Source organism: Acetatifactor muris, from assembly GCF_024623325.1.
Lineage (GTDB): Bacteria > Bacillota > Clostridia > Lachnospirales > Lachnospiraceae > Acetatifactor > Acetatifactor muris.
Window position 1 is genome coordinate 171,144 of sequence record NZ_JANJZD010000007.1, and the last position, 25,887, is coordinate 197,030.

General features: G+C 47.1%; 20 protein-coding genes. All 20 read right to left on the reverse strand.

Features of this window, described 5'->3' with window-relative positions; translation table 11 throughout:
* Positions 1–33 precede the first annotated feature (33 nt).
* Positions 34–1,107 carry a pseudaminic acid synthase gene (pseI, locus tag NSB25_RS08735; RefSeq protein WP_103239275.1) on the reverse strand — a complete coding sequence of 358 codons (1,074 nt, stop codon included), beginning with the start codon at positions 1,105–1,107 and terminating at the stop codon, positions 34–36.
* Positions 1,091–1,663: a GNAT family N-acetyltransferase gene (locus NSB25_RS08740; protein ID WP_103239276.1), complete on the reverse strand. Its 573-nt coding sequence runs from the start codon at positions 1,661–1,663 to the stop codon at positions 1,091–1,093. The genes pseI and NSB25_RS08740 overlap by 17 nt, the downstream gene beginning before the upstream one ends.
* 117 nt (positions 1,664–1,780) lie before the next feature.
* Positions 1,781–2,056: an acyl carrier protein gene (locus NSB25_RS08745; protein WP_207656150.1), complete on the reverse strand. Its 276-nt coding sequence runs from the start codon at positions 2,054–2,056 to the stop codon at positions 1,781–1,783.
* Between the two features lie 63 nt (positions 2,057–2,119).
* Positions 2,120–3,796 (reverse strand): HAD-IIIC family phosphatase, encoded by a 1,677-nt coding sequence (locus tag NSB25_RS08750; RefSeq protein WP_103239277.1) that lies wholly within the window; start codon positions 3,794–3,796, stop codon positions 2,120–2,122.
* Positions 3,797–3,881: 85 nt separating this feature from the next.
* The gene (gene pseF, locus NSB25_RS08755) at positions 3,882–4,586 is read right to left on the reverse strand and encodes a pseudaminic acid cytidylyltransferase (RefSeq protein ID WP_103239278.1); all 705 of its coding nucleotides are present in this window, start codon (positions 4,584–4,586) and stop codon (positions 3,882–3,884) included.
* Between the two features lie 107 nt (positions 4,587–4,693).
* Entirely contained in the window at positions 4,694–5,770 is a 1,077-nt protein-coding gene (locus tag NSB25_RS08760; protein WP_242982377.1) for a glycosyltransferase family 2 protein, read from the reverse strand.
* Positions 5,771–7,531, reverse strand: a complete 1,761-nt coding sequence (locus tag NSB25_RS08765; RefSeq protein WP_103239279.1) for an ABC transporter ATP-binding protein — start codon at positions 7,529–7,531, stop codon at positions 5,771–5,773. It lies immediately after the preceding gene.
* Between the two features lie 25 nt (positions 7,532–7,556).
* Positions 7,557–8,657, reverse strand: a complete 1,101-nt coding sequence (locus NSB25_RS08770; RefSeq protein ID WP_103239280.1) for a glycosyltransferase family 52 — start codon at positions 8,655–8,657, stop codon at positions 7,557–7,559.
* Positions 8,658–8,790: 133 nt separating this feature from the next.
* The gene (locus NSB25_RS08775) at positions 8,791–11,055 is read right to left on the reverse strand and encodes a hypothetical protein (protein WP_103239281.1); all 2,265 of its coding nucleotides are present in this window, start codon (positions 11,053–11,055) and stop codon (positions 8,791–8,793) included.
* On the reverse strand, positions 11,039–12,547 hold the full coding sequence (locus NSB25_RS08780) for a hypothetical protein (protein WP_103239282.1): 1,509 nt from the start codon (positions 12,545–12,547) through the stop codon (positions 11,039–11,041). Before NSB25_RS08780 ends, NSB25_RS08775 begins: the two co-directional genes overlap by 17 nt.
* Positions 12,537–14,834, reverse strand: coding sequence for a glycosyltransferase family protein (locus NSB25_RS08785; protein WP_146040012.1), 2,298 nt, complete (start codon positions 14,832–14,834; stop codon positions 12,537–12,539). The genes NSB25_RS08780 and NSB25_RS08785 overlap by 11 nt, the downstream gene beginning before the upstream one ends.
* A 71-nt stretch (positions 14,835–14,905) precedes the next feature.
* Positions 14,906–15,946, reverse strand: coding sequence for an acyltransferase (locus NSB25_RS08790; RefSeq protein ID WP_103239284.1), 1,041 nt, complete (start codon positions 15,944–15,946; stop codon positions 14,906–14,908).
* 33 nt (positions 15,947–15,979) lie between these two features.
* A complete protein-coding gene (locus NSB25_RS08795) occupies positions 15,980–17,767 on the reverse strand; it encodes a hypothetical protein (RefSeq protein ID WP_103239285.1) in 1,788 nt (595 codons plus the stop codon).
* 141 nt (positions 17,768–17,908) lie between these two features.
* Positions 17,909–19,573: a hypothetical protein gene (locus tag NSB25_RS08800; protein ID WP_146040013.1), complete on the reverse strand. Its 1,665-nt coding sequence runs from the start codon at positions 19,571–19,573 to the stop codon at positions 17,909–17,911.
* Positions 19,574–19,711: 138 nt separating this feature from the next.
* On the reverse strand, positions 19,712–21,082 hold the full coding sequence (locus NSB25_RS08805) for a hypothetical protein (RefSeq protein ID WP_146040014.1): 1,371 nt from the start codon (positions 21,080–21,082) through the stop codon (positions 19,712–19,714).
* Positions 21,083–21,316: 234 nt separating this feature from the next.
* Positions 21,317–22,513: a tyrosine-type recombinase/integrase gene (locus tag NSB25_RS08810; RefSeq protein WP_103239288.1), complete on the reverse strand. Its 1,197-nt coding sequence runs from the start codon at positions 22,511–22,513 to the stop codon at positions 21,317–21,319.
* An 89-nt stretch (positions 22,514–22,602) separates the two neighbouring features.
* Positions 22,603–22,806: an excisionase gene (locus NSB25_RS08815; protein WP_016292356.1), complete on the reverse strand. Its 204-nt coding sequence runs from the start codon at positions 22,804–22,806 to the stop codon at positions 22,603–22,605.
* 443 nt (positions 22,807–23,249) lie between these two features.
* Entirely contained in the window at positions 23,250–23,501 is a 252-nt protein-coding gene (locus tag NSB25_RS08820) for a helix-turn-helix domain-containing protein (RefSeq protein ID WP_016289982.1), read from the reverse strand.
* The gene (locus NSB25_RS08825) at positions 23,476–23,925 is read right to left on the reverse strand and encodes an RNA polymerase sigma factor (protein ID WP_103239289.1); all 450 of its coding nucleotides are present in this window, start codon (positions 23,923–23,925) and stop codon (positions 23,476–23,478) included. Before NSB25_RS08825 ends, NSB25_RS08820 begins: the two co-directional genes overlap by 26 nt.
* A 514-nt stretch (positions 23,926–24,439) precedes the next feature.
* Positions 24,440–25,786 carry a hypothetical protein gene (locus NSB25_RS08830; protein WP_146040015.1) on the reverse strand — a complete coding sequence of 449 codons (1,347 nt, stop codon included), beginning with the start codon at positions 25,784–25,786 and terminating at the stop codon, positions 24,440–24,442.
* Positions 25,787–25,887 lie beyond the last annotated feature (101 nt).

Here is a 25,887-nt window from a genome sequence, read left to right on the forward strand (position 1 = left end):
TCAGCCTTCCTCATCCCCTGCAGCCGCCCCGGTTTATTCAGGGCTTTCACAGCGGAAATCCACCAGCTCCCAGCGCAAAGGTGTCCCCAGTCCGGCATCTCTGGTAATTCTTTTCCCCAGTACCTCCTCATAGTACATGGTGTGAAGTCCGTTTGCCGGTCTCACACTTCGGAGATTCTCCGGTGTGAACACCTCTCCGGCCTTCATATCTCTGGCTACGAACAGTGACCGGGAATGTTCTCTCTCACGCTCCTGCCCCGGGGTCAGTTCATAGGTAACACTTCCCAGCGCCGCCTCTATTTTACGGATATTATCCACCATTTCCTTAAATTCCGCAGGTTCCATGGAAAAAGCGGAATCCGCGCCTCCATCCGCCCGGCTCAGCGTGAGGTGCTTCTCCACCATTCTGGCCCCCAGCGCCACAGCCGCCCCCGCCACGGCACTTCCCATGGTGTGGTCCGACAATCCCGTCAGACAGGCAAAGGTTTCTCTCATGGAGGGAATTGTCCTCAGGTTCACATCCTCGTAAGGAGTCGGATAAGCCGAAGTACATTTCAGCAGAATCACATTCTCATTTCCCGCCTCTCTGCAGGTGCGCACCGCCAGATCAATATCCGAAAGTCTGGCCACACCGGTGGCAAGAATCATCGGTTTCCCTAATTTTGCTATCTTTCTGATAAGAGGAATATCCGTAATCTCAAAAGAGGCCACCTTATAAGCCGGCATTCCCAGTTCCTCCAGGAAATCCACGCTGCTCCCGTCAAAGGGGGAGGAGAAAAATTCCAGCCCCATGTCCAGAGCCTCGTCCCGCAGCTTTCCCTGCCATTCCCAGGGCGTATAGGCAGTCTCATACAGCTTGTGAAGGGTAGTCCCATCCCAGAGCGTCTGCTGGGTAATCTGAAAGCAGTCGTCGTCACAGTTCAGCGTAATGGTATCCGCGGTGTAAGTCTGAATCTTCACGGCATCCGCTCCAGCCTCCTTCGCCGCCCGGATAATTGCCACAGCTCTGTCATAGTCCATATTGTGGTTCGCGGACATCTCCGCCACAATAAAACATGGGGTATTTTCACTGATGATATGATTTCCTATCTTAATTTCCCTGTTCATCCTCTTTCCTCCCGGCAAATTCTATTTTTTCATATTTTTTCCCATGTCGGAATTCAAACCAGTTCTCCGCAGTCATCCGCATAAATGTCACATCGTACCAGATACCTTCCTTACATATATGACTTTTCTTTTCCTCCACCACTTCGCATCCGCAGAACTTATGCAGCTGAATGACACCTTTGTTCAGCGTGAAGACATCGCTGTACACTGCCTGCTTCTTCAGCACCACAAATGCATAATCATACATGCTCATCTCCAGGGAAAGTGCCGTTCCCAGGCTCCGCAGCCGCTTCTCTCCCACATAATAAGCCCAGCCCAGATTTCCTTCCGGATTCTCCAGTCCTGTGAGATTGATAACCCCTGCCGGCTGCCCGTCCACCAAAATCAGCCAGTAATCCACATCCGGATTGGCCTGGATTCCCGCCAGCCATATCCGCTGGCCCTCCAGAGTCAGCTTCGGATTGGTATTCATGTATCTGGTGATTTCCCGGTCCATCCGCCAGCGCATGATATTCTCCAGATCCTCTTCCCGGATTTTCCGCAAGGTCACGCTCATTTCTTCTCTCCCTCTGCTGCCTGTTCCGGCCGTTTTTCTTCCTCCGGTACCTCAGGCGCCCTTTCTGGAATGATTTTAGATTTTCTCGGATCAGGAAGCTCTGTCCCTCCTGCCGCCTTAGAAATTCTCCACACATTTCTCCAACAGCTCCCGCACACCAGTCAGCTCTACGGCTTCCTCCAGCGGCACAGATATCCCCAGGCGCTCCTCCAGCTCCCCGATGATCATCACGTGAGCCAGTGAATCCCACTCCTCCACATCCGCAATCATGGTATCTTCCGTTATAGTACCCGTAGGCACATTCAGCGCTTCTTCAATCAGCGCGATAATCTCTCTCTTCTTCCCGGCATCCATATTTCCATCTGCTCCTTTATCCTGCCGGCGGATCCGCATCCGCCCTTTTCTCCGCACTTCCGCAACTATATGGCACAGGCATTTTATCTGCCGCTTCCGGCTTCACTTTCCCGCCTCCGGCTCCTGTTCCTCCATTCTTACATCATACCTTCTCTCAGGCGTCTTCGCAAGTCCTATCTCATACAGGATCCCCTTTTCCCCCGCGGCTCCCACCTCCACATAGCCCAGCCGCTCATACAGTCCGGACACCGGCGCATTTTTCGCTGTGGGAAGATACATGCCTCTCAGGCGATCCCATCCCCGGCTCCGCAGATCCTTTTCAACATCCTCCACCAGGGCATCCTCTATCTTCCTTCCCATAATGCGGCAGCTCATGACAAAATCCGTCAAAACGGGCACTTCTCCGCTGCAGTCCGCAATCAGAACCGCCGTTATCCCATTGTCTCCAAACCGGTCTGCCACATTATACAGATAGACACCTCTGTCCGCGTCCTCCAGAAGCTCCGCTATCTGCGCCCGGGTATAGCGTCTGGTTGTCAGATTGAACTGATTCGTCTTGTTCATCAGCTGCAGCAGCCGCTCCACATGCCTCTTCGGGTCCATTCTCCTGACCGCAATCTCCAGGTCTCTCAGATACGCCTCGAAGCTTCCGGACACTTCCCTCAGTCTGTTTCTCTCGGAAAACGCCGTATATTGTGCAGTTTTTTTCCGGTCTTCCTCCGTAATAAAAGCTTTCTCAAAATATTCCCGGAAAATTTCCGCCATGGCCGGGGCAAGCTCCTCCGGCTTATCAGGGAAATCAGGCACTTCCACCTGGGGCAGCATCTCCTTCACCAGCTGTCGTTCCGCCGGGCTGTCGTCCCAGAATACAAAGGAATCCAGCCCCAGATTCAGCTCCCGGGCAATTTCTCTGATATTTTCATGCTTCGGCGTCCAGTTGATACGCTTTGCCGCAAAGGCCTCCGGCCGCAGCACCATATGCGGATGCTTCTTCAGGATCTCCATGGCATCCTGCTCATTATTTTTTGATACAATCCCCAGCAGCACCCCCTGCTTCTGCATCTCGAGAAGGAGTCTCTGAAGATTCTTATACGCCAGCCCGGCATGTTCCTCCGACAGCACTACCGGCGTCCGGTCATGTTCCCCTGCCAGGCCTCCCCATAAAGTGTTATCCAGATCCAGCAGCAACACCTTCTTCGGAATTCCGGACTCGACTCTTACCCTGTCCAGAATCAGCGCACACAACCGCTTCTGGGCTTCATTGCTCAGCAGGATTCTGCCCATGTACCACATTTTAAGGGAAAAAGCATTCTCCTCTCCCAATGTCTCCACCAGTCTGTGATAGGGCAGAATCCGCACATTGGCATGGATTTTACAGAATTCTTCCAGCCGTCTCTGCCAAAGTCCTTCCAGCGCCGCCTTTCTTCCCCTGTCAGCTGCCGCCAGCTCCGCCCCCTGGAGATAGGCATCCGCAATATAATATATCTGCGCCGACACCAGCGCTTCTTCCAGCCGGGCAAACCATCCGTCAATCCGCTCCCCTGCGGCCTCCGGGTCCAGATCATGCTCCAGCAATTCCATTAAGTCTTCCGCCAGAAAAGTAATGTCCGGTCCAAAGGCATGATAGGACGAGGAAGGGTTCATCAGGATTCCCAGCTCATTCCCATACCCTTCCGTTTCATATACCTCCACCTGCTTCTGCAGCATTCGGATTACCAGATTCATATTGACATTGGACAGAAGCGCAAGCTTCTGCCCCCTTTTCCTGTTCCCGTCCATAGTCTGAAATTCTCCTCTGCGCTGTCGTAAATTCACACCTTTTCCATACAGCTCACCGTCAGCTTTTCATTCACAGCCCGCCCAGTCAGGAATCGCAGCCCTGCTCCCCCCGCATCAGCCGGTATTTGATCTGCGCAATCTCCCAGTCCGTCCAGTCATCGATATCCTGCACCTCTGTCTCCGGAATCACCATGGGCAGAATATTCCCCACCATCAGCCTTTTGTTCTCCCGGAACGCTTTCGTCCGGAACACGTAAAACTGCCCCGCATCATGGTAATGGGGCTCCAGATCCTGAGACCGGCTGTCCAGGAACTGCGGATACTCGAATACCAGCCTTCCCTCCTTCACAATCATGGCCCGCTGGGGCGGATAGGAGAAAGCCACCACGGGAATCAGCGTATCCGCATCGCTGTCAAGAAACTGATTTACGGCACTTTCCAGCTTTCCCGCAGTCACAAAAGGTGCCGTGGGATAGATACAACATCCCACATCAAAATGCTCTCCCCGTTTTTCATATTCATCCAGCACTTCCAGCAGCACATCATTGGTGGTTGCATAATCATTGGCCGTCTTCTCACTGCGGTAAAAAGGAACCTCCGCACCATACTGTACTGCAATCTGTGCAATCTCTTCGTCATCGGTGGACACCATCACTCTGTCAAATATCCCCGCTTCCACCGCCGCTTCTATGGAATAGGCCAGAATCGGTTTCCCGCAGAATTCCTTTATATTCTTCCTGGGAATCCGCTTGCTGCCTCCTCTTGCCGTAATAATCGCCGCTTTTTTCATTTTACTGTATCCTTTCCGCTCTTTCACGCTCCGCAGTTGACACATCTTCCGCTTTCGGCTGCCAATGCCCTGAAGTGTTCAGACGCTTGACCGCACAGTCAGTTCCACTACTTCCCCAGTCGTTTTCTCAGCCGCCGCACCCAAAGCTTCAGCCGATACTGCCGATAAAATTTCCCGTCAGACTGCCCCTGTAAGGCAATCAGCCGCTCCTCCTCCTGCCCTGTATACTGTCTGTAATATACATTCTTCCTGAATTCCGGGAATTTCTCCTCCACGCCCTCCCGCAGTTCCCTGACAAAGGAAAGCCGGGGCCGTTTTACTCCCTGCATATAGGAAAAAAGGGTAACCACATAGTAGAGCTCTGCAAAGCGATACTCCAGCTCCTGGTGACAGCGCTCAAGAAATCCTCTCTTCAGGCACTCCTCATAGAGAATTTCCATTGCCTTCATCCGGTCTCTGCATTTCTCTTCCGTAATAAAATGCACGGTAGACTGTTCGTGCTGATAATAGAAATAAAGCGGTTCTTCCACCTTCTCAAAATGTCTGAAATACAGAGACCACACAGAACCGGCACAATTATCCTCATAAAAAATCCCCTCCGGGAAATCAAGCCCGTTCTCCCGAATCACACAGGCTTTATACACTTTGATTACCATGCTTCCCGGCCGCAGAAAAAGCTTTTTATGCTTCTCCTCATCCAGCTCCCCTGTCTGTCCCACGAAATTGTTCTGTACCACTTTCCCCACAGAGGCCGGGGACACCATACATTTTTCCAGAGGCACATGCTCCCGCACCAGACAATAATCGCAGCCCACCATGTCCGCCCCTGTCTCCGCCGCTCTTTTCAGCAGCTTTTCATAGTAATCCGGCGTCACCCAGTCGTCGCTGTCAATGAAGCCAATCCACTCTCCCGACGCAGCCTTCAGCCCTTCGTTTTTGGCTCCCCCCTGGCGTTTATTCACCGCATAAGTGATTACCTTCACCTTATCCGGATAGCTGCGCTCATATCCCCGCAGGATTTCCAGAGAATTGTCTGTGGAAGCGTCATTCACCGCGATAATTTCATAGTCCGTCACCGTCTGTGCAACCAGAGAATCCATACAGTAATTCAGTTTTCCCTCCCCCGCCATATTGTAGACAGGCACAATGATACTGAGCCGCATTCTGCTTTCCCGCCCCCCCATCTATGCTTCCTTGTTCAACTGCCCTCGCTCTATGACAGCCTTTCCATCCTCCACCCGATACACCAGGTCACATTTTTCGATGGTCTGCAGTCTGTGCGCAATTATGACCAGCGTCTTCCTGCCGTGAAGCCTGTTAATCGACTCCATAATCGCCGCCTCCGTGTCATTGTCCAGCGCGGATGTAGCCTCATCCAGAATCAGTATCTCCGGATCGTGATAAAGTGCTCTCGCAATACCGATACGCTGTCTCTGGCCCCCCGAAAGTCGGATGCCCCGCTCTCCGATGCCGGTATCCAGTCCCTCTGGCAGCGTCCTGACGAATTCGTCCAGCCTGGCTTCCCTGAGAACCTCCCAGACTCTCGCCTCGTCTATCTTCTCCTCAGGTACCCCAAAGGCCACATTCCTGCGGATGGTATCATCCAGCATAAAAATCATCTGGGGAATATAGCCGATATTTTTCAGAAATCGCCGATATTCCGTCTTCACTTCTCTGCCGTCCGCATAAATCCTTCCGCTCTTCACCTCCAGAAGCCCCAGCAGAATGTCCACTATAGTACTTTTTCCCGCTCCCGAAGTGCCCACGATTCCCACAGACGAACCCTTGGGGATAGTCAGATCGGCATGATCAAAAATTAACCTGTCTGTGTTCGGGTACGCATACACGATATCTCTCAGTTCCACGGCACGCTCCAGCGGAAGCTTCTCCTCCACATCGGCTGCAAAAGACATGTCCACCTTATTATCCCGGATCTCCTCCTGCAGATTGTCACTGACTCCCATAAAAGGCGGCTTACAGTAAGTAATGGCAAGAATCTGATTATTGATGCGGTTCACCGCCGGAAGCAGCACAAAAGCCGCCGCCCCCAGAGTGGAAAGCATCTCCAGCATATTCTCCGTCGAAGTCCCCGCCGCGGTCAACGCAATCATGTATCCCACCATCACCGCTATACAGGCTGTCTCAATGAACAGCTTCGGCATATTATTATAGAGGCTGTATCGCTGTACCGCGCTCACATACCCTCTGCCGCATTTACAGTACTCGTCCACAAAATACTGCTCCCTGCAGTGAATCTTGACTTCTTTGATTCCCTGCACTGTCTGTGAAATCCATTTGAACAGACTGCTGTAGTAATTCCTGTTGTCCTCCCCGGCCCGGTACACCACCGGTTCCAGAACTTTCTTGATCAGCACCATCAGAATCAGCAGAACCACCGCCAGCAGTATCGTCATAATGCCGTTACTCATCAGACAGTATCCCGCCACAAACAGAGTCATCACACCGTCCGAAAACAGCTGAAGCAGCGCCAGAATCAATGCATACATATTATTCACATCGGAAGTGATACTCCTCTGCACCACTGCAGTATCCGCATTCAGGAAAAATTCATATCCTCTGCGCAGATAATTGCGCATCATCCGCTCGGAAGTCCTGAACTGATTGGTATACACAAAAGCCAGCATCAGTTTCTGCTGTAAAAAGAGAAACAGATTCTTCACCACAAAAACCACAATCAGCAGCACCATCACCGTTACAGAAAACTGCTGAAAATCCCGGCACCCCAGAAAATCATAGAAAGCTCTCACCAGAGCACTTTTCTCCATGGCCTGAGGATCGATAACCACACTGACCACCTGCACCAGCAGGCCCACGCCGGCAGTCTGCAGAAAAGCACCGATAATCATCATCACCACCAGACCCCCCATGGCCCGTTTTTGCTTTCCGTCCAACAACAGACGGAGTTTTTTCAATATCTCCAGCACCTGGCGCCCTCCTGTCTCATAAATCTCAAATCTGCTCGTTCTGCCTGTGAATCAGCGGATCCTCATAGGCATCCATAAAGTCCTCTCCCAGCCGTACCACCTCGTCCGCAAACTGTATGGCTCTGATCTCCGTGAGCACGGCAACCACCTTTTTAAATCGAAGCCCCGGGAAAAAGTTCAGCATCTCCATGGGAATGGTGGCATCAAACTGGGGATACTCCGGAAAAAGCTTTCGATAATCCAGCACATCCCTGGGATGAGGTTTCAGAAAAATCGTTCCCTCCGTCTGATAACGCTCAATAATATCCCGGAAAATCTGCTCTCTCACATCCAGCGTACACAGAGGGTCTGTCAGAATCAGAATCTTATCCCCCACCTTATCGCTTTCCGCAATCTGCCGCTCCAGAGCCGCCTTGTCCCGGATGAATGCCTGCAGAATCAGTTCCCTGTCCGCTTCCGTCAGCCTGTCCACCAGCTCCTGCCTGGGCTGCTGGATATACCTGGGGCAGGGATATCGAATGGCTGAGATATCGTTTACTTCCATATCCAGACAATACCTGCCATATCCGTTCTGCACAAAAATCAGGTTCAGATACATGGAGAGAAATGCTTTCAGCCTGAAGTTCCCTCTGTTGTCATACCTGGCCGCGTCAAAATTTTTCAGACAATTCAGCCCGTCTTCCAGCGCATGATAATAAATCCTGTTCTGATTCAGATAATAGCCTATAGGGTCGGAATCACAATAGACATACACATCCTTGTATTTCCGAAAATCTACCGGCACATAAGGCGCCTCCAGCCGGGCATATCTTCTGGTAAACTGAATCCGATTATACAGATTCCCCAGAAATCCCCGGCCACCCTTTCTCCATCTGGCCAGCTCCGGGAAGAAATCCTCCCTCTTCTCGTCAAATTCAATCACCCGGCCGAACAGTCCTGTCTTCTCCACACGGCTCTTCAGATCTTCAAAATTGTTGGACATCTTCGAGAGCACCAGGTCTGCCTTTACAGCAGCTTTCCCTTCCCCGCGAAGCTTCAGCTCCTTCAGAAACGTAATATATACATGATAATAAGTATGACATACATAGATCCTTGACTCATTATCTGAAACTTTTCCCTTTTTCATCTATCCTGCCCTTTTCCCGGATTTCTTCTGTTTCTATTCACTATATCGCCAGTCTGCTTACATTGTATCCATTCGCTTCAACTACATTATAACCTATTCTAACACAAAGGACCTGGTTTTTGAACCCGATTTATTACACATTACCTTTCCGTGGCTTGCCAATGTTCCCTTTTATTCTGTACCGCCTGTACATCGCCGCCCCCAACAGTCCCAACACCGTCGCTGCACTGACAGCCTCTGCTACATGCCAATACCACATACCTGCATAACGCACTCTGATTTCGCCGGCAAATCCCTGTCCGAACAGCACCCTCACATCCGAATTCTCTCCCTTTACCACAGGGAGCTTTTCTCCGGTCCTCTTATCATAAGCCATATATCCCTTATAATACAGCATGGGAAAATCAATGTAGCCGGAATCAGCCTCCACATACGCATCCGCCTGTAATCCCTTCTTTTCATAAGAATCCATCCACACACCTTCCGAAAGCACCGGCTCATGATAAGTCATATGCTCCAGACCGGCCCCTTCAGGGAGATATTCCGCCCCCAGCACTGCGGAATGTCCTATTCCCTGAGAAGAATATAATTTAATAAACTCTGTTCTGGTCAACAGAAGATCATTCAATTGATATGTGGTAAAGATAACAGAAACCGCCACAACCAGAAGCAGTACTCCTTTTCCTGACAGATACGCCCACTTTTCCCGAAGCATCCATATTCCTGCAAGGCAGGCTGCCATCACCATACAGACACTTGCGATTCCCATAAGTCTTGTGGGAAATTGCAGCGATCCGTTCAATACAGCAAATAGGCGATTGAAAGAACTCAGCGCATCCCAGGGGAAATAGCAGGTACTCATAAACAATACAACACAGCCCAGAAAAAGCAGTATATTCATCGCTTTCCTTTCCTTTTTCTGTGCTTCTGTCAGCTCTTTCCCGGAATATTTCAGACAGAATCCAATCCAGATTATCACACACAACAGCAGCGCCATTCCAATCCCAATAGGTTCCGTATCTACCATTCCGGTCTCTGCAAATCTGGAAGACGCCCCTCCGGCCTGCAACGTATAAAACAGGTGAGCGGGAAGAATTCCTCTGCTTTGAATCAGAACATTGGCATTATGTCCAAAATAATACTGATCCGCCGTCATCAAATCCAAAAAGGGAACCACAAACCAGGCATTCATCAAGGTTGTCATACCCACAGTAAGCGCCAGCACAGCAAATGTTCGTAGACGGAACGTTTTCTTCCAGAGGAACAGACACAAAAATACAATAAGGCCTCCTGCCATTTCACAGGTAAGCACATGAGACTGTATAATGCCGGTAAAACCCAGCGCAGGAATCACCCAATTCCACAGATATCCTTTCCTCTCCGGTTCTTCTGTGTAAATCCGGTAAAATCCCCATGCCAGCAAAGGCAGAAATATCATGGCAGTGTATTCTCCCACCGCCGCACGATTATAGATATTGTAAATGCGATAAGGAAGCAACGTATATAACGCACATCCGAACATTCCGATGCTCCTGTGGTGAAAGCACCTGTGAAAGCTCAAATAGGCTATATACGCCGTCGCCAGATTTACCGTCAATACAAACAGCCTGTATGTCTCATCCGGACTGAAACCCAGAATACGGTACAAGGCCGGAACAAGCAAAAAGGCATCCCCGTAAAAAATAGAATTGGCATATCCGTGTCCGGCCAGCCATGCGGACTCAATTCTACTCCACCATTCTCCCCGTAAAATATGTTCTGCCAACGCCTCGATACGCATTAAATGAAAAATCAAGTCGGCGCCAAACATATTATAATCCACCATTATCGGGAGAGAAGACATCAGTGCCAGTGCGGGAACACCAAATATCGCAAGCTGCCTCTCTGTCGAAACCGGCTGCCTCCTGTTCAGCATTGCCAGCATCAGCACAACATCTAAAAGCAGACTGATAAGAATCACCCAAAAAAGATACACTCTGCTTCTCTCTGTACCGGTCACAATCTCCGCGCCCTGAATTTTCAGACTCTCCGCACCATTGTCCTCTACTTCCACCCGGAGATTTTCCACATCATCCAACAGATAAAACTGGCACTCTCTCACATGAATGCCCTTAAAAAGTGCTGCATAATTGCACAGCAGCGTCTTATAATGCCCCTCCTTTACGGTAACGCCAAAAGCACTGACCTGATCTTCTCCGGTATCATAATACAGCCTGGCAGTGTAGACCCCTGCCGGCAACGACACGCCCTCTCCCATCAGCAGTGCTGTCTCCTCTGTTCCCACAACAATTCCTTTTGTACCGAACAGTCCTGCCACACCTGCCAAAATCAGCAGCAGTTCTATGCATAACAATATTCTGATTTTCCCATTCTGTAAAAACTCAGACTTCTTTAACACGATTTCGTCCCCTCACAATGCTCATCACCACACATCCGCAAACAGCGACAGCGGAAATAAGTTCACTTAATCTCCACACCATGGATTCCTCTGTCACAAAGGGCATCGGCACCGGATTCAAGTCCCCTGCCTGAGGCCAGATACAGGCTGCCGTTTTCAATACATTCCCGATGAAAAACTGTGTAGTCCCCACCGAAACTACAGTTACTGCCAGAATCAGAATTCGACATCTTTTTTCCCCTTCCTGTCCCGCCGTCTGGCCCAGAGTGATGCCGGCAGTCATCACCAGGCTGAGGCATACCGGAATGGCCCATTTTGTGGGACTCTGCAGAAAAGAAAGCAATATGGAACATATCATATTTCTATCCTGAAAAAAATCCCAGGGAAAACTGCAGCTGCTTAAAACTATCAGCGCCAGACATACCAGAAGCAAACGATTTCCCAAAACCGTCTGCCCGTTCTTTTCCCTGTACTTTCCTGCATATATCCCCCAGATTCGAATCAAAACCAGCGCTATTACAGCCGCTCCGGGAACCATGGCCCGGGCTCCGGCCAGACCATTTTCAAAATAGGAAGTTCCTCTGCCTCCCCATTGAAAGACGCTCAGATACTGCACCGGATAAGTTCCCATGGCCTGAAAGTCTCCGGCAAGAAGTGTCTGTACGTTTTCCACATTCCGCAGTCTGAGCAGCATGGGGAGCAGAAACCATGCATTGATCAGCATAAATGTCACCCCTGTCCTGCCCAGAACCAGAAATATCTGCTCCCCCAGGGAACGTTTTCCCATTAAAAGCAAAATAAAAAGCGTCATTCCCAAGGTAACAGCCAACATGGATGTGGAGGAAAGTGCCAGCAGGCTGAATCCCACAGTAAACGGAATCCATAACCTGCTGTATTCCTCCTCTTTCTGCTCCATGGTATACAGCCTGATCAGCCCCGATATGATAATGGGCAGGAAAATCCATGCTGCGGTTTCTCCCAGATTTCCGTTTACATACATTTCATCCAGTCTGCAGGGACACCAGGTATAAAGCATACTTCCCGCCATTGCAACGTCTGTTCTTCTGAAGCATTTTCTAAAACAACTGAATGCAATCAACGCGGTCAGCAGATTCGCCAAAAACAGAGACAGTTTATAGGCTGTCCCTAATCCCACACCCAGAAACCGCAGCAGCGCCGGTATCAGATAAAATACGTCTGCCTGAAAAGAAGCCGCTCCATATCCGTAATCTGCCGTGGGCCACACTCCTGTACGAATAGGAAATGTATTGCCAATTCCCTGTTTCACCGCCTCGATTCTCCCCAGTGAAACCATTAAATCATTGCCCCCCAGAAGATAATTCGTCATAAGCGGCACAGACACCACTCCTACAATCAACAACAGGCAAAAGGCATTCCATTTTACTGCTGTTTTATTCTGTTTCCTTGCTACTGCATGATATCTATTCTCCATTCTCCTGCCTTTCAGCGAAAAGGCTTCCTCACTGTCCATCCGGTAAAACATTCCTTCCGCGTTTCTTCCATTGATAATATAATGCTATGGCTGCTGCCGTTAATACCGTAACCACTTCTCCTGCCCGCCAGTACCATGGACTGACGAACCGGACTCTGACATCCCCGGTATACCCTGCCGGAATGTCCACTGTCACCTCAAAATTATCACCTGCATAACAGTTAAGCAGCTCTCCACTGTCTGCATCCCACGCGCGATATCCCTTATAATAAAGGAGTGAAAACGCTGCTTTTCCTTCCTGCCCACTGTTATTCTCAAAATGTGCATCCGCCCCCAGGGGAAGCTTTGTATAATTGCCTGTCCCAATTCCTTCCGAACATACAGGATCATGGTACATAAACCGGGAAGCATCCGCACCGTGAGGCAGATATTCTCCGCCGGCTATATATCCTGTTGACACGCCTTCGCCATTATAGGCTCTGAGCACGTTAGAGGTAAACATTGTATTGTCCATCAAATGAACGCTGCTGATTATCAGTAAAAAAATCATTCCGCAAAAATAACTTATCTTCAGCACTTCCTTCTTACTGTCCATCACATATTTTGCTGTCAGGCCGGCTACTGCCGTCAGACACACATTTGCAATGGTCAGAAAACGATTGGGGTGCTGTATGCTGGAGATCAGGGTGGCTGTCACACCGTTCATTGCCTGGATTCTATCCCAGGGAAACAGACTCAGACTCATAAGCATTGCTGCCGCTGCAAACCATCCCGCAATTCCTCCCAGTACCCTTTCTCTTTTTTCCATTTTTCCCAACTGACCTGTAAAATTCAGATACACCAAAATCAAAAGTGCCACCATTGGTGCAATTCCCACTCCCACAGGCGCGGTGTTCGCCATGCCGTTGTCATCAAAAATAACCTCGGTTCCGTTTGAGAAATACGTAAAAAATAAATGTGCCGGAAACAACCCTCTTGCCTGAATCGTCCTCCCGGATACATGGTGAATGACAAAATCTCCAGTAAGCATATAATCGGCAAATGGCACCAGAAACCAGGCACTGAGCAGGATACTATATATAACCGTTTTGGCCAGAACCACAAAAGTCTGCCAGCGAAAAACCTTTTTCCATAAGACAAGACACAACACTATCGTAAAAATACCCGCCATTTCGCCGGTCAGCAGATGAGACTGCACCAGCAGGCTAAATCCAACTGTAAGTGGGAACCAGCTTCTACCGTAGCTTTCTTCGTGAACATCCTGCGTAAAAACCCGCCAGAAGCCATAAAGAAGAATCGGCAGAATCATCACACCAAAGCATTCCCCCCAGGAACCGCTCAGGTATGTTTTGTAAAAACGGTAAATCGACAAGGAATACAACATACTGCAAAACACGCCGATATACGCATCTCCAAATACCTTTTTAAAGCTGAAATAGGCAATCAAAACCGTTGCCATAGTGATGCCGAACATAAATATCCGATAGGCATCTGTCACAGTAAACCCGATCATTCTAAGCAAACCTGCAGGATACAGCACAGTCTCTCCATAGAAAATCGGAGACGCATATCCATATCCCTGCTGCCACTCCGGCGAAATGCGGACAGGAAACTGTCCTGTCAGAAAAGCATCCCTGATTCCCTCCACCCGCATCAAATGATAGAACAAATCTCCGCCTCCCCGCATATAGTCCACCATAAGCGGTGTGGAAGCTGCCAGAATTGTCAGTCCCAGGCAAAAAATGACTGCTTTCTTCTTCACTGAAATTCCATATTTCTTATCATACTGCCAATACACACAGACCATATTTACCCCGGTAAACAGACACAGCATAAGAAAAAGAATAACACGATTTGCCGCATTGGTCTGGCAAATCGTCAGGCCATGTACGGTATAAGAACCTTCCCCGGCATACCAGGCATGTACTGCCAGTTCGGAAGTATCCCGCAGAAGCCACATTTCAAAATCCGAATGATCCAATCCCGAAAAAAACAGCGCCCCGTTGGTACGCAGATTTTTCCTCCCAATGGTGTCGTCCGTAACTTCGCACCAGGTCAACATATCTGTATCCACCGTGTAGTGTACCTGTACCCGATACGTTCCTCTGGGCAATGCAATCCCCCGGAAATCCACCATACTGTCCCGCTCACCTGAATTTTCTGTATGAGCACCCCCATGTTCCTCCGAATAGGAGCCAAAATTTATAGTCATGTCGTCGGCACCATACTCATACACAGCATCTTTTCCGAATAATCCTGCAATTCCCATGAGCAAAGCAATACATTCTATTATCAGCAGAATACGGAAAATTTTTTTCTTCCCCATCTGTAATGCTTTTATCCTGGCATAACTGTTCATTTTTCCGCCCTACTCTCTCCTTTTTTATAATGATAAATTCAGAGCAGCTTTCCAATCACCGGTACTTTTTTTAACAGATTGGTTATCAGTATCCCCGTCACAATGCAGGTAAATATCCACACAAAAGTGGCCGGATAGGAATATATTCTGGTATTGAGCACAAGATATATAAAATAAAATGTTTCTCTCAATGGTCCTTCCATCAGATAAACTCCAAACACGCCACTGCCGGCAAACAGGAAGCCTTTTTCCAATATAACAGGACATCTCCAATGACAGCAAATATAACGAACTGTTATATATATCAAAAAGGAAAAAACCGGAGCAAGCGCCGAACCATAGGCAGCATAATGTCCATCCAGGGTGGTATGATTCATATACATAGTTCCTGCCACCAGCAGCGATACTATGATAAAAGTCCAAAATACATTTTTCCCTTTATAAAAGAAGTCCTCTGTACAACATTCTACAAAATATCCCAGCATACTGTAAAGCACAGCATCACCAAACATGGAAAGCTCCAGCGGGGTGCTCCCCCACTCCTGATAGTATGCAATAATTGGAAACAGACCATAAATGATTTCCCATATAATAAAAAGATAAATAAACCAGCTTCTTGCCGGGATAACCTTCACCAGTCTCTGTAAAAAAGGAAGAATCAGCAAAAAAGAAAGATACGCATAAAGAAACCAATGTTGCCCCGCCGCGCTTCCCTCATAAACCATCTGAAAATACAACTTCCTGTCAAATCCCAGCCCTGGTTGCCCCCGCAGCCTCCATAAATACTGAAATAAAGCTGCGAGAACAATCACACAAACTATTCTCAGCACTCGATGTCTAAGTACATAGCTTATACTCTCCTGCCTCTTCAACAGCAACGCACCTGTAATCATAAAAAATAACGGAATACAGTATTGTGCCACCGAAACAGCAAAAATACCAAACCAATAATTAAACCTGTTATCTGTCTCCAGATAATGATGAATACCGCTTCTCCCCGTGTGGCAAAAAAGCACGCCGAAAATAGCAATCAAACGCAGTATCTCAAAATATACAGTCTTTGGTTCTTTTCTGTTCATTCCGTATCTCCTGCCCTTCAAGGCATACCCATATTACCTGTCCGATTTTCTGACGCACAGATATAACGTATCCTCATATACACTGTCATTTTCTCCCAGCAAAACAACCTCAACCTCCCATCCATACTTTTTCAATGCTTCCAGAACACCTGCCTCCTCCACATTGCTCTTCCTCAGCACCACGATCTGTTCAGCGGAGGTGAGGTCGGAAGTATTCTGTCTCTGCTCCAGCTCCGGAAGCTTCAGCAGCAGCGTCTTCTCATACCGGGTAAACTCCTCCAGATTATAATAATATCCGGTTCCGTCATACAGGCAGATACAAGGCAGCTCCCCATACCGCTCCGCCACCTCCAGCTGCCTGTTATACCCGCGAAACAGATATTCTCCGTCATAGAGGCACACATTGAGAATGCACAGCGCCCCTGTCGGAACCAGCAGCAGATATTTCCCTTTCTTCCCGAATACCCTGCACAATTTCCCCAGTACCAACGCCAGCAGCATTGCCGCAAAAGGAAAAAGAGGCATAATATAGCGGTCTACCAGATAAGGCGACATTCTTGCCGCCAGCAGGAAATAGCATGCTGACGGAATAAGCAGCATAAGCCACAAGGACCGCCTCTCTCCTTCCGGTTTTCTGCTTCTCCCGCTTTTGTGCTCCTCCGCTGCTTTTAGCGCCTTCCTTTTTCTGATCATCAGACACACACCGCCAATCGCCAGGCATCCCAATATGACCAACCCGGCCAACAGACTTCCAAAGCTTCCTTTGATTAGAATGGTGCCAAATGCCCGCAGCCTGGTACCATAGCCGGAAAATCCCCGACTCAGATTCTGCAGAGCCTCCTCCCCTCTTCCACTGGACAGCACATCCTGTATGGAAAAAGGAAATACCACCACACCAACCACCGCTGACAGAATCATGGTCCGCAGATAGCTCTTCAATTCTTTATATCTCTTCTTTGCGCATAGCAATCCTGCTGTCACAGCCGCCAGCGCAAAGCAGTAAAACAGAAAAAAATACTGCGTTAAAAATCCCAGAACAGTAGCTGCCGCCAGGCCTTTGTTTTTTCTTCCAAATCCCTCTGCCAGCCACTTTTTCACATGCAGATAAAATAATGCCACACAGAAAAAGGTCAGCAGGCCATACATGCGAATCAATAATGTAGTGGCAATCGCCCCCGCGGAAAGCCCATATAACAGAGCGGCGCAAATGCCCAGAGGTCCGCCACACCCCTCCGAAATTACCGCTTTCTCTTCCAGAAGCTCCCCCAGTCGAAAAAAACAGATGCAGCATCCCAGCACTGCTACAATGTTAATGAAACAGCCCATAAATGGTGCAAGCACCCCCTGAAACATAGAAGACATCGTATGCAGAAGCATAAAATGCAGGGGTGGATGATTATCATCCTTTACATTGAAATACACTGAAAAATAGTTAAAACAGTCCTTTGAATTTACCGTCAGATACTCATGGAACTGCTGTCTGGATATCCATACCGGTTCCGGATACACATCCGCCTTATATTGCAGAAGCTTGCTGTTCCCCCTGTTCGCCGCCACATCCCGGACCGTATCCGCCAGATTGGACAGAGTCTGTCCAAGGTTATCCCCGTATATTTCCTCCCGCATGAATTTCGCCAGCCTTCCTGTCGGCTGCGTCGGCACAATCCATGGATTAAATTCTGCGTTTGACAGCTCAAAGGACAGAAGTTCATCCATATGATACCCCTCTTTCTGTGCCGTAAAGCAACAGAGTACTATCAAAACGCACAATAAAACCGCCAGCTGGCCAATATGCTTTTTTCCTTTTTCAGTATTCTTCATATAACAACTCTGACTTCCTTTATTACCCATCTGCTTCTCCGGCTATCATAAATGAACACCCATACATTGTCAAGTGTATCGAGGTTACTATGCTTCTACAATTTTTACTGACTGCAGCAGTTCAGACAGGCCACTGAACTGTTACTGCTGACCGTCAAAATGCCACACAAGATATACCCCTCCGTGAGAAACGGTAATTTCATCTACAAGCGTTGGAGGCACGCCAGCTTTTTCGGAAAAATATTTCACCGCATAGTACTCTTCCCTGCTGCCATCATCATAGACTATCAGATAAAAATCATCCTCGTACCCTGAAAAATATTCCTGCAGATAGCGGCGCCTTATCGGCGTATTTGTAAACCACCCACCGGAATACATATAATTATTCTTCTTATAAATACGTGTTTCGAAAGCACTTCCGGTATAATAGTAAAAGGACATTGTATCTAATAAATACCGCTTTTCAAAATTTCTGTTACAATACTCCTGCACCTCCACAAGCCCTTCCATATATGCGCTCTGCCACAATTTCGCTTCTTTTCCACCATAGTATTGCTTTTTTCCGGTCCAAATACAAAAAAGCAGAAAGACAAAACAGAAAAGAAACCCCAGTGGCTTTTCCATGCCCGCCTGTTTTTTGCTCTCTGTATAGTCCAATATCAATAATGATACTAATATAAAAATCTCACAGCTATAAAGCGGCAATGTTACCCGAAATGGCAGTCGTCCTCCATAAAGCAAATATCCCCAGATGACCGTTCTTCCCAAAGCCATTCCTGTCAAAGGCAAAGCCAGGTACCATCTTCTCAATAAAACAGTCCAAAGTAAAGCGGCCCACCACGCTATTCCTGCCACTTGCTTCAGTCCCATATAATCTGTCTGAGAATAATTCTCCGCTATCTGTTCCAGCAAGGCTCTCACATTGATACTTCGACGCTGTCTTTCTTCGGCAAATTCAGCAAGCATTTTTATACATTCTATATTTATATCACCATCTATCATTGCCTGATTGCAAAATGCTGCATATTCGTTCTCTGTCACATTATGCTGGTCCAAAAGAACTTTTACCTCATTATAATCCGGATTTCCATAATAGTCAAAAAGCGATGTACGCGCATTCTTAAACTCCTTATATTCCTTCCATTCTTCTCCATGATAGCCTGCCAAAGTCCCTGCATATCCGACTATCAAAATTACTCCGATAGCTGGAAGTATCCTTGTGGCCCTTTTCCCCTTCTTCTTTATATTCCCTGTTTTTTCAGCCAGGCACGTTCCCATCCATGCCATTGCACCTATGGGCTGAACCATCAGCATGGCCTGTGGCCGTAATAAAAAAGCAATTAACTCAAAACCAAAAAAGAAGACTTGCTTCCTCCGGTCATTCTTCATCAATAACAGGCATATATATCCCATTGTCGCCATCAGTGCTGCAGTGGAAGTGTATTGTATTGCTATCAACATATAAATATGAGTCAGCCCATAGCATCCCACAAGGCCCACCATAATAATTTGTTCCATAAAGCATTCACTTCTATTGTAGATAGTCTGCAGCAACGCCAAATACATCAGGAAATGACACAGCACAAGGAAAACTCCATACCACGATACTCCCGGCCATATCTGATAAAGCAGAGACAGTAGATAAGACAACAGATAATTCATGTACACTACATGCCCATCTGGTTCGCCTGTGACAGCACCTGATAATATCTCTGCAATAAACTTATCATCATTGGTCTCAAAATAAATGCCCACACTTTTCCAGATTAAAATGAAAAACAGAAAAAGAATCCCTGTTAAAATCATGCCTGCTTTTCTTTTTCCAACATGAAATATGCCCTTCTTCACCTCTCGCAAACTTTCTTTACCTCATCCTCTATAACATCACGCACATGCACATATGATCTACTTGATTTACAGGCTGCATTATAAGCTCTGCCCCCCTTAAAAATGCCATACAATATAGGAACCTCCATGGGATACACTGAAGCGATCCTCTAAAACTGCGTCTCTGCCTGTCTTTTCAGAAAAATAGCGAACCGTAATATATGTCGCCTGAACATCAATCGGGTTTCCATCATCATAAACAATTACATAAATGTCTTTCCAATCCGCTCCGCAATAATTTCTGCTGTATTCTCTGTTCACAGGAGAGTTGCCGTTCCATCCTCCGGTATATATTGCATTTGTCGGTTTATATATCTCTGTTTCCAATACACTACCCTTGTAAAAACTAAATGAGGTATTATCCAGCAAAAAGTGTTTCTCCGGATTATCCATACAATAATTTCTGACTTCTCTTAATCCCTCTATATAAATAGTCTGTCCCTCATTTATCGAGCAAACATATCTATATTGTCTCTGACCCGTTTTATATCCGGTAAAAACAAATATAACACTGATAACCAAAATTCCTGTTTTCTGCCATAATGTTCTCTGACTTTCACGATAAGAACAAAGTATAATTAACAGCAGACAAACAATCTCACAAAAAAACAACGGATATGATACACGATTAAGAATTCTTCCTTTAAAAAGCAGATAACACCACACACCTGTGCGTGCAATCCCAAGGCCAAGCATCGGATATAAAAAACGAAATCTCCGGGAAATCACGATCCCGATCAGTGCACATACCCACATCATCTTAACCAGCCCTCTGCAGGACAGTGAATCTTCCTGCGACAAAATTGTCAGTGTACCTTTCAGCAGGCTTCCCGCCTCCACTTTACCGCCTTGCTTATTTTTCATAAAGGAAACAAGTTGTTCCACACATTCCGAATTGATAGTTCCACCAGTTATTACATAGGAACGATATGCTTCATATTCTGTTTCCGTAACCTGATATTTGTCTAAAATATCTCTGACTTCTTCATATTCAGGTGTTCCATAGTAATCAAAAAGGGCTATCCGTGCCTTATTATATTTGTCATATTCCCGCCATTCCCTATCGTGGTATCCCATCCAGGTACCTGCAAACCCAATTACCAGAATACCTGCAATCGCAATTCCGACTCCATATAACAGCTTTCTTTTTTCAGGACTTTTCCATTGAACACTATCTGCCAGAAACCCAATTAAAATAAATATTCCAAATGGCTGTATCATAAGCATCGCTTCGCTTCTCAGCAAAAATGATAAAAATTCCAGACATACAAATCTCCAAAACCCTTTCTTATCCTGCCGCAATATAATGCAAACATAACCCGCCGTTGCCATCAAAGCCGCCGTGGACGTAAATTGCATCAGACCAGTGGTGTACAAACTGATCAGGAAAAGTCCTCCGCATAGTCCGGCTCCAACTGAAAGTTCCACTCTCCCCTGAAAACAACTCAAAATACTTTCAAAGATGAAAAACCATGATATACTATTTATCAAAATTTATGGTGAATTTAGATTATCTCTTTAGAAGTTCTTATATGTCGGTATAGCCCGTATTTTCGGGCTTTCCCGGCATTTTAGATATGGGGAGAAGTTCTTATATACCCTTAAAACTTCTTAGGTTTTCCCTCTCAATGGTAGTAAAAGAAGTAGTAAATCCGTCTGCTGCTATGCTGCGATCAGCCTTTCCATTTCAGCTCTTGCGGAAGCGAATGTTGCGTGTGCGTAATAGTTCAGCGTCATGGTGATGTTGGAATGTCCCATGATATACTGTAACGCTTTCGGGTTCATGCCCGCATTAGCTAAGTTGGTGCAGAACGTATGGCGCAGGGTGTGGGGTGTCATTACTTTGGGTAAGGCTTCCTCATGGCACTTGTTGTACTTTTTCGCAAGCCCCCGGAACATGGTCGCATAGTTCACATTCGTTTTCGGGCAGCCGTCCCGGTTGAGAAAAAGGAAATTGCTGTAACCGTCAATGGTGATTTTCTTCGCTCCCTTGCGGTTCTCCAACACGCGCCCCAACGCTTCATACACTTTTTCACTCATTGGAATTTGTCTGATACCGCTTTGTGTTTTGGGCTTCTCTATGTAGTAGCCTGTTTCCGCGCTCCGTAAAAGCTGGTGGTCTACATTGATTACCCGGTTTTCAAAGTCAAGGTCGGTTTCAGTCAGCCCGCAGAGTTCGGAAATCCTAAGCCCTGTCCCCAGCAGTATGATAACTTCGTCACGGTATTTCTGATAGACGCTATCACTTTGCATAAAGGATAAAAGGCTTTCTTCCTGTTCTCCTGTGAGGGGTACTTTCGGCTCTGTGTCGTCCTCGATCACGGTGTTTAGCTGGAAGTCAAAGGGGTTTTTCCTTATACAGTCGTCCTGTATCGCTGTGTAAAAAGCAGCTTTCAGAGAACGCTTGTCGTTGCTTATGGTCTTGTAGGATAGTCCCTTTTCTTTCATGCGCAACGCCCATTCTTTCGCGTCGGACAGCTTCACACTGTCAATGGGGTAGGAACCAAGTTTATCCGCTTCCAACAGCTTCATCAGCCGTTCGCGCCCCTTTGTGGTGTTGTGCCTTACGTTCCCACGGTGGCGGTTCTGCTTCGCGTAAAGCTCGCAGACAGTCATTTTCTTTCCGATTGTGTCTATCCCGTCGTCAAGGTCTTTCTGTATCTCTTTTTCCTTTTCTCTAAGGGATATGTCGTCACGCTTCCCGGCAGGGGTCTTGTCCGTAGGCACTAACTTCCACGCATAGACAAATTGCACTTTACCAAAAGTATCGGTATATTTGTAAGCATATCTCCCGTCTTTTCTCTGGCTCTCTCCCGAACGCAAAATGCGGTTTCTATTATCACGTCTTTTCTCCGACATTGTTTTTGCTCCTTTCCGTGTCGGAAAGAGCCTTGATATGCCTACATCTATTATAGCACATTCAAGGCTCCTTTTCACTATCTTTTTCGCTAAATTGCGTCCAGTGTGTCAATGATCTTTTCAAACTGTTTCCTCTTGATCTGAATACGGTTGCCGTTCAAGAATATCCAGCCCGCCGTGGGGTTTTCCTCTGCAAGTTTCCGCAGCTTGTTTTCCCCAATGCGGAAATATTTTGACGCTTCCTCAATGGTAAGCGTGTACTTTTCCCAAATAGGCACATCAGCATTGCTCATTCTATAAATCCCCCTTTCAAAAATGGGTAAATGGTTAATGGTGAAAAAGGGGCTGTGATCGGACGGTTATCAGCGTAACCTCACGGGAGTTTCACCCCTGCATGGTTCTCATGCAGCCCTACCCATTGCCTGCGACGCTTTGAACGCTCGGACTGTGGCGGTAAGGGAGTATCATTATATATCCTGCGCTGTCGTCGCCCGCAAGCTGCTAAACTTGCTCCCCGGTGCGGTGTTGATCGCTCGGCTGTCCCGGCAGGGAAAGAAAACCCCGCCGGGATAGTGTCATGGCGCACCCGCCGTATGGCTCGGCGCAAAAGGGACGTATCCGATCTGCCCTATGCTGCGCCGCCGTTATCTTGCGCCGCTTTCTTTGTCAAGGTGCTGGAAAGGTTCTGCCGGGGACAGAACAGCGGAAAGGGGTTCGCTGCCTGTCCTAAATCAGCTTAAACCTCGAATGAAAGGACAGCCCGCATAAGCCGTGACCGTAAACGGTCGCGTATGTCCTCGTCTATGCCCCAATATACATTTCCCCGCTCGTCGTAGAGCTTGCGCATAGACAGGGACGCTATGTAGCTTTCGTAGTGCTTGACGACAATCGCCATAGCTTCCGGGTCGCCTTTTGTTGCGGCTATGATTACCGGGTAGGGTAATAAGCCGCGTTCAGCATTTTCATTGTTCCCAATCGGTGCAGTCATAGGCGTGTTCCTCCAAATAGCGTTTTAATAGCTCGAAAGAGCTTGTCCGGCGGTACTGTACTGCTGATCGTGAAATCTTGCAGAGCTTTGCGATCTCGCTCTCGTTCATATCGAAAAAATAATACAGCAGGACAGCTTCCCGTTTTTCTTCCGGCAAGCTCCGCAGGGCTTCGGCAAGCAGCTTAGCGGTTATCTCTTTTCCTGCGATAAAGAAAGACTGTTCAGCTTCATCATCTGCAAAATACTTGTCGTAGGTATAAAGCTGGTTTTCTTCCTGCGGTGACAGGTCGGAGAATGTTACTTCCCGTGATTGCTGCCGCTTTGTGTCCCTGTGGGCGTTCATTGCTTCACGCTTCAATGCCTGTTTGCAAAAGCCATTAAAAGCACAACGGATTTCCCATTGGGTACGAATTGGTTCATTCATGTTCTCACCTCCTTTCGCAGCCGCGAAAGCGGGTGATTTTTTCTGATGTCCCCTTTCGTAAACCCTCAAAACCACGCAAGCCAAAAATGATTGAGATTTTACAAGATTTTTGAAAATATTTTTCGGGGAAAAACAATACGCCCGTCTGCAAAAAACGCAGACAGGCGTATTGGAATTGTAAGCTGTATTCAGTTGATTAGACAGTTCATATTCATGGGTAGAATTTTCCTCGGTGGTGGACGGGATTTTTTTGACAAGTCAAAGACCGTCATACCTTGTCGGTATCTCTTGTATTGCATGGCGGCTACCTCCTTTAGCCGCCGTATCTTTAGGGATAGGCTGTCACTTCTGTAGATAATAAAAAGAAACGGCGGCTTTGATTTCTCAAAAGCCGCCGCGTAAGAATAGGCGTGTGTAAATACCTCTGCTGTACGACGGCTTTTTTTCTTTTGCCGTCGTGCGGCAGATAATAAAAAGTGTAGTTGTTTGTCACCCTTAAAAGGGGCTGTATCTGTTAATTTCTATATGCCCTTTCGTCCATGCGTTCAAAATGGATTTGCTCTTTGTTAATAGTGATTGTTATATGGTCTGTGGTATATGTGGCTGCAATATCTTCCAGTTTTTTCACTATATCGCTTTCACTCATTTTCAATGCACTTTCAACGTCCATATCGCCCCAAAATGTTTGTACCGCATTTATCATATTTTCAATTTGGCGGTCACGTTCACCGACTGTGACTGTTTCTGAAATGCGGTAAGAAAATTGATAGTATAAATTACACCTTGCCACATCAAGGCTCCCACTGGTGATTTTTTCCGGCAGATATTCACCATAGTAAGGATTCAATTCTGTTTCGGTGTAGCTGCTCTGAATCGCTTTTCCATTCTCCATGCCGGATAAAAATACTGTCAACCTCACAAAAGAAAGTTCCTCGGCGGTTAAAGTAACGGAAAAGTCATTGAATTTAGTATCTTCATCAATTCTTTCCATTCTTTCACGATTTTCATTCGCCCACGCCAACAAAGAAGTGTTAAAATCCTTGATTGACGTATTCTGATAATCGGGCGTTTTCAAAGTGAATAGAGAACGATAATCTTCTTCCGTACCATTGGAATATACGCGGGTTTCCTGTTCGCTGTTTCCTTGCGATTGACCGTTTTCTTTATCTATGCCCTGTACGGAAGCCGGAAAATATGCGTATTCAATGGAGATTTCAATTTCTTCTGTTTTTAATTGTTCAATCAGATTATCCGTATCGCTTTGAATGTCAACCAATATGGAATTAGTATTCTGCAATTCCGGGGCTGTCTTATCCCCTAATATATCCTGCATACCCTTTATCACATTTAAGCGGGCGGTATTATATTCCCGGATAGTAAGCGTGTCAGCGTCTAAAATAGTTAAGGAAAATGAATATTCCAACCTTGCGCTATCTGCTGAATTTGAAGTCCTCACTTCCTCACTGAAATTTTGGGTTTTCCATTCATCTCCTGCAAGTGGCAGCACATAAAACAAGAATGAAGCTGTTGTGTCGGTATCTTTTGCCCCGTAGAGGATTTGACTTTTCCAAAACCTTTCCAACAAATCTCTGTATTCTGTTGTATCTGTCAATTTTGCAATATGGCTCCGATAATCTGAAATAGTCATATCCTCATAACCGTCTAATTGCAGAGCCAACAATTTTTGATATTCCTCTTTACTAAAGGAATTGTCCGGCATTTCCCCCGGTTCAGAAGTAGCAATAGGGGAATTGGTGGTTGATACGTTGCTTTGTTCCGGCGAACTACTTCGCCCTGCACACCCTGTAAACACACTCAAGGTTAAAAGGGTTGCAAGAATGATTGTTAAATATTTTTTCATAGTAGAAGCTCCTTTCTGTTGCCCTTTCCGGGTACAGTTAAAGAATACTTCCCTAACTTGAATCTATTTTGAATTGAATATGTTTTTTATGTGGAGATAGA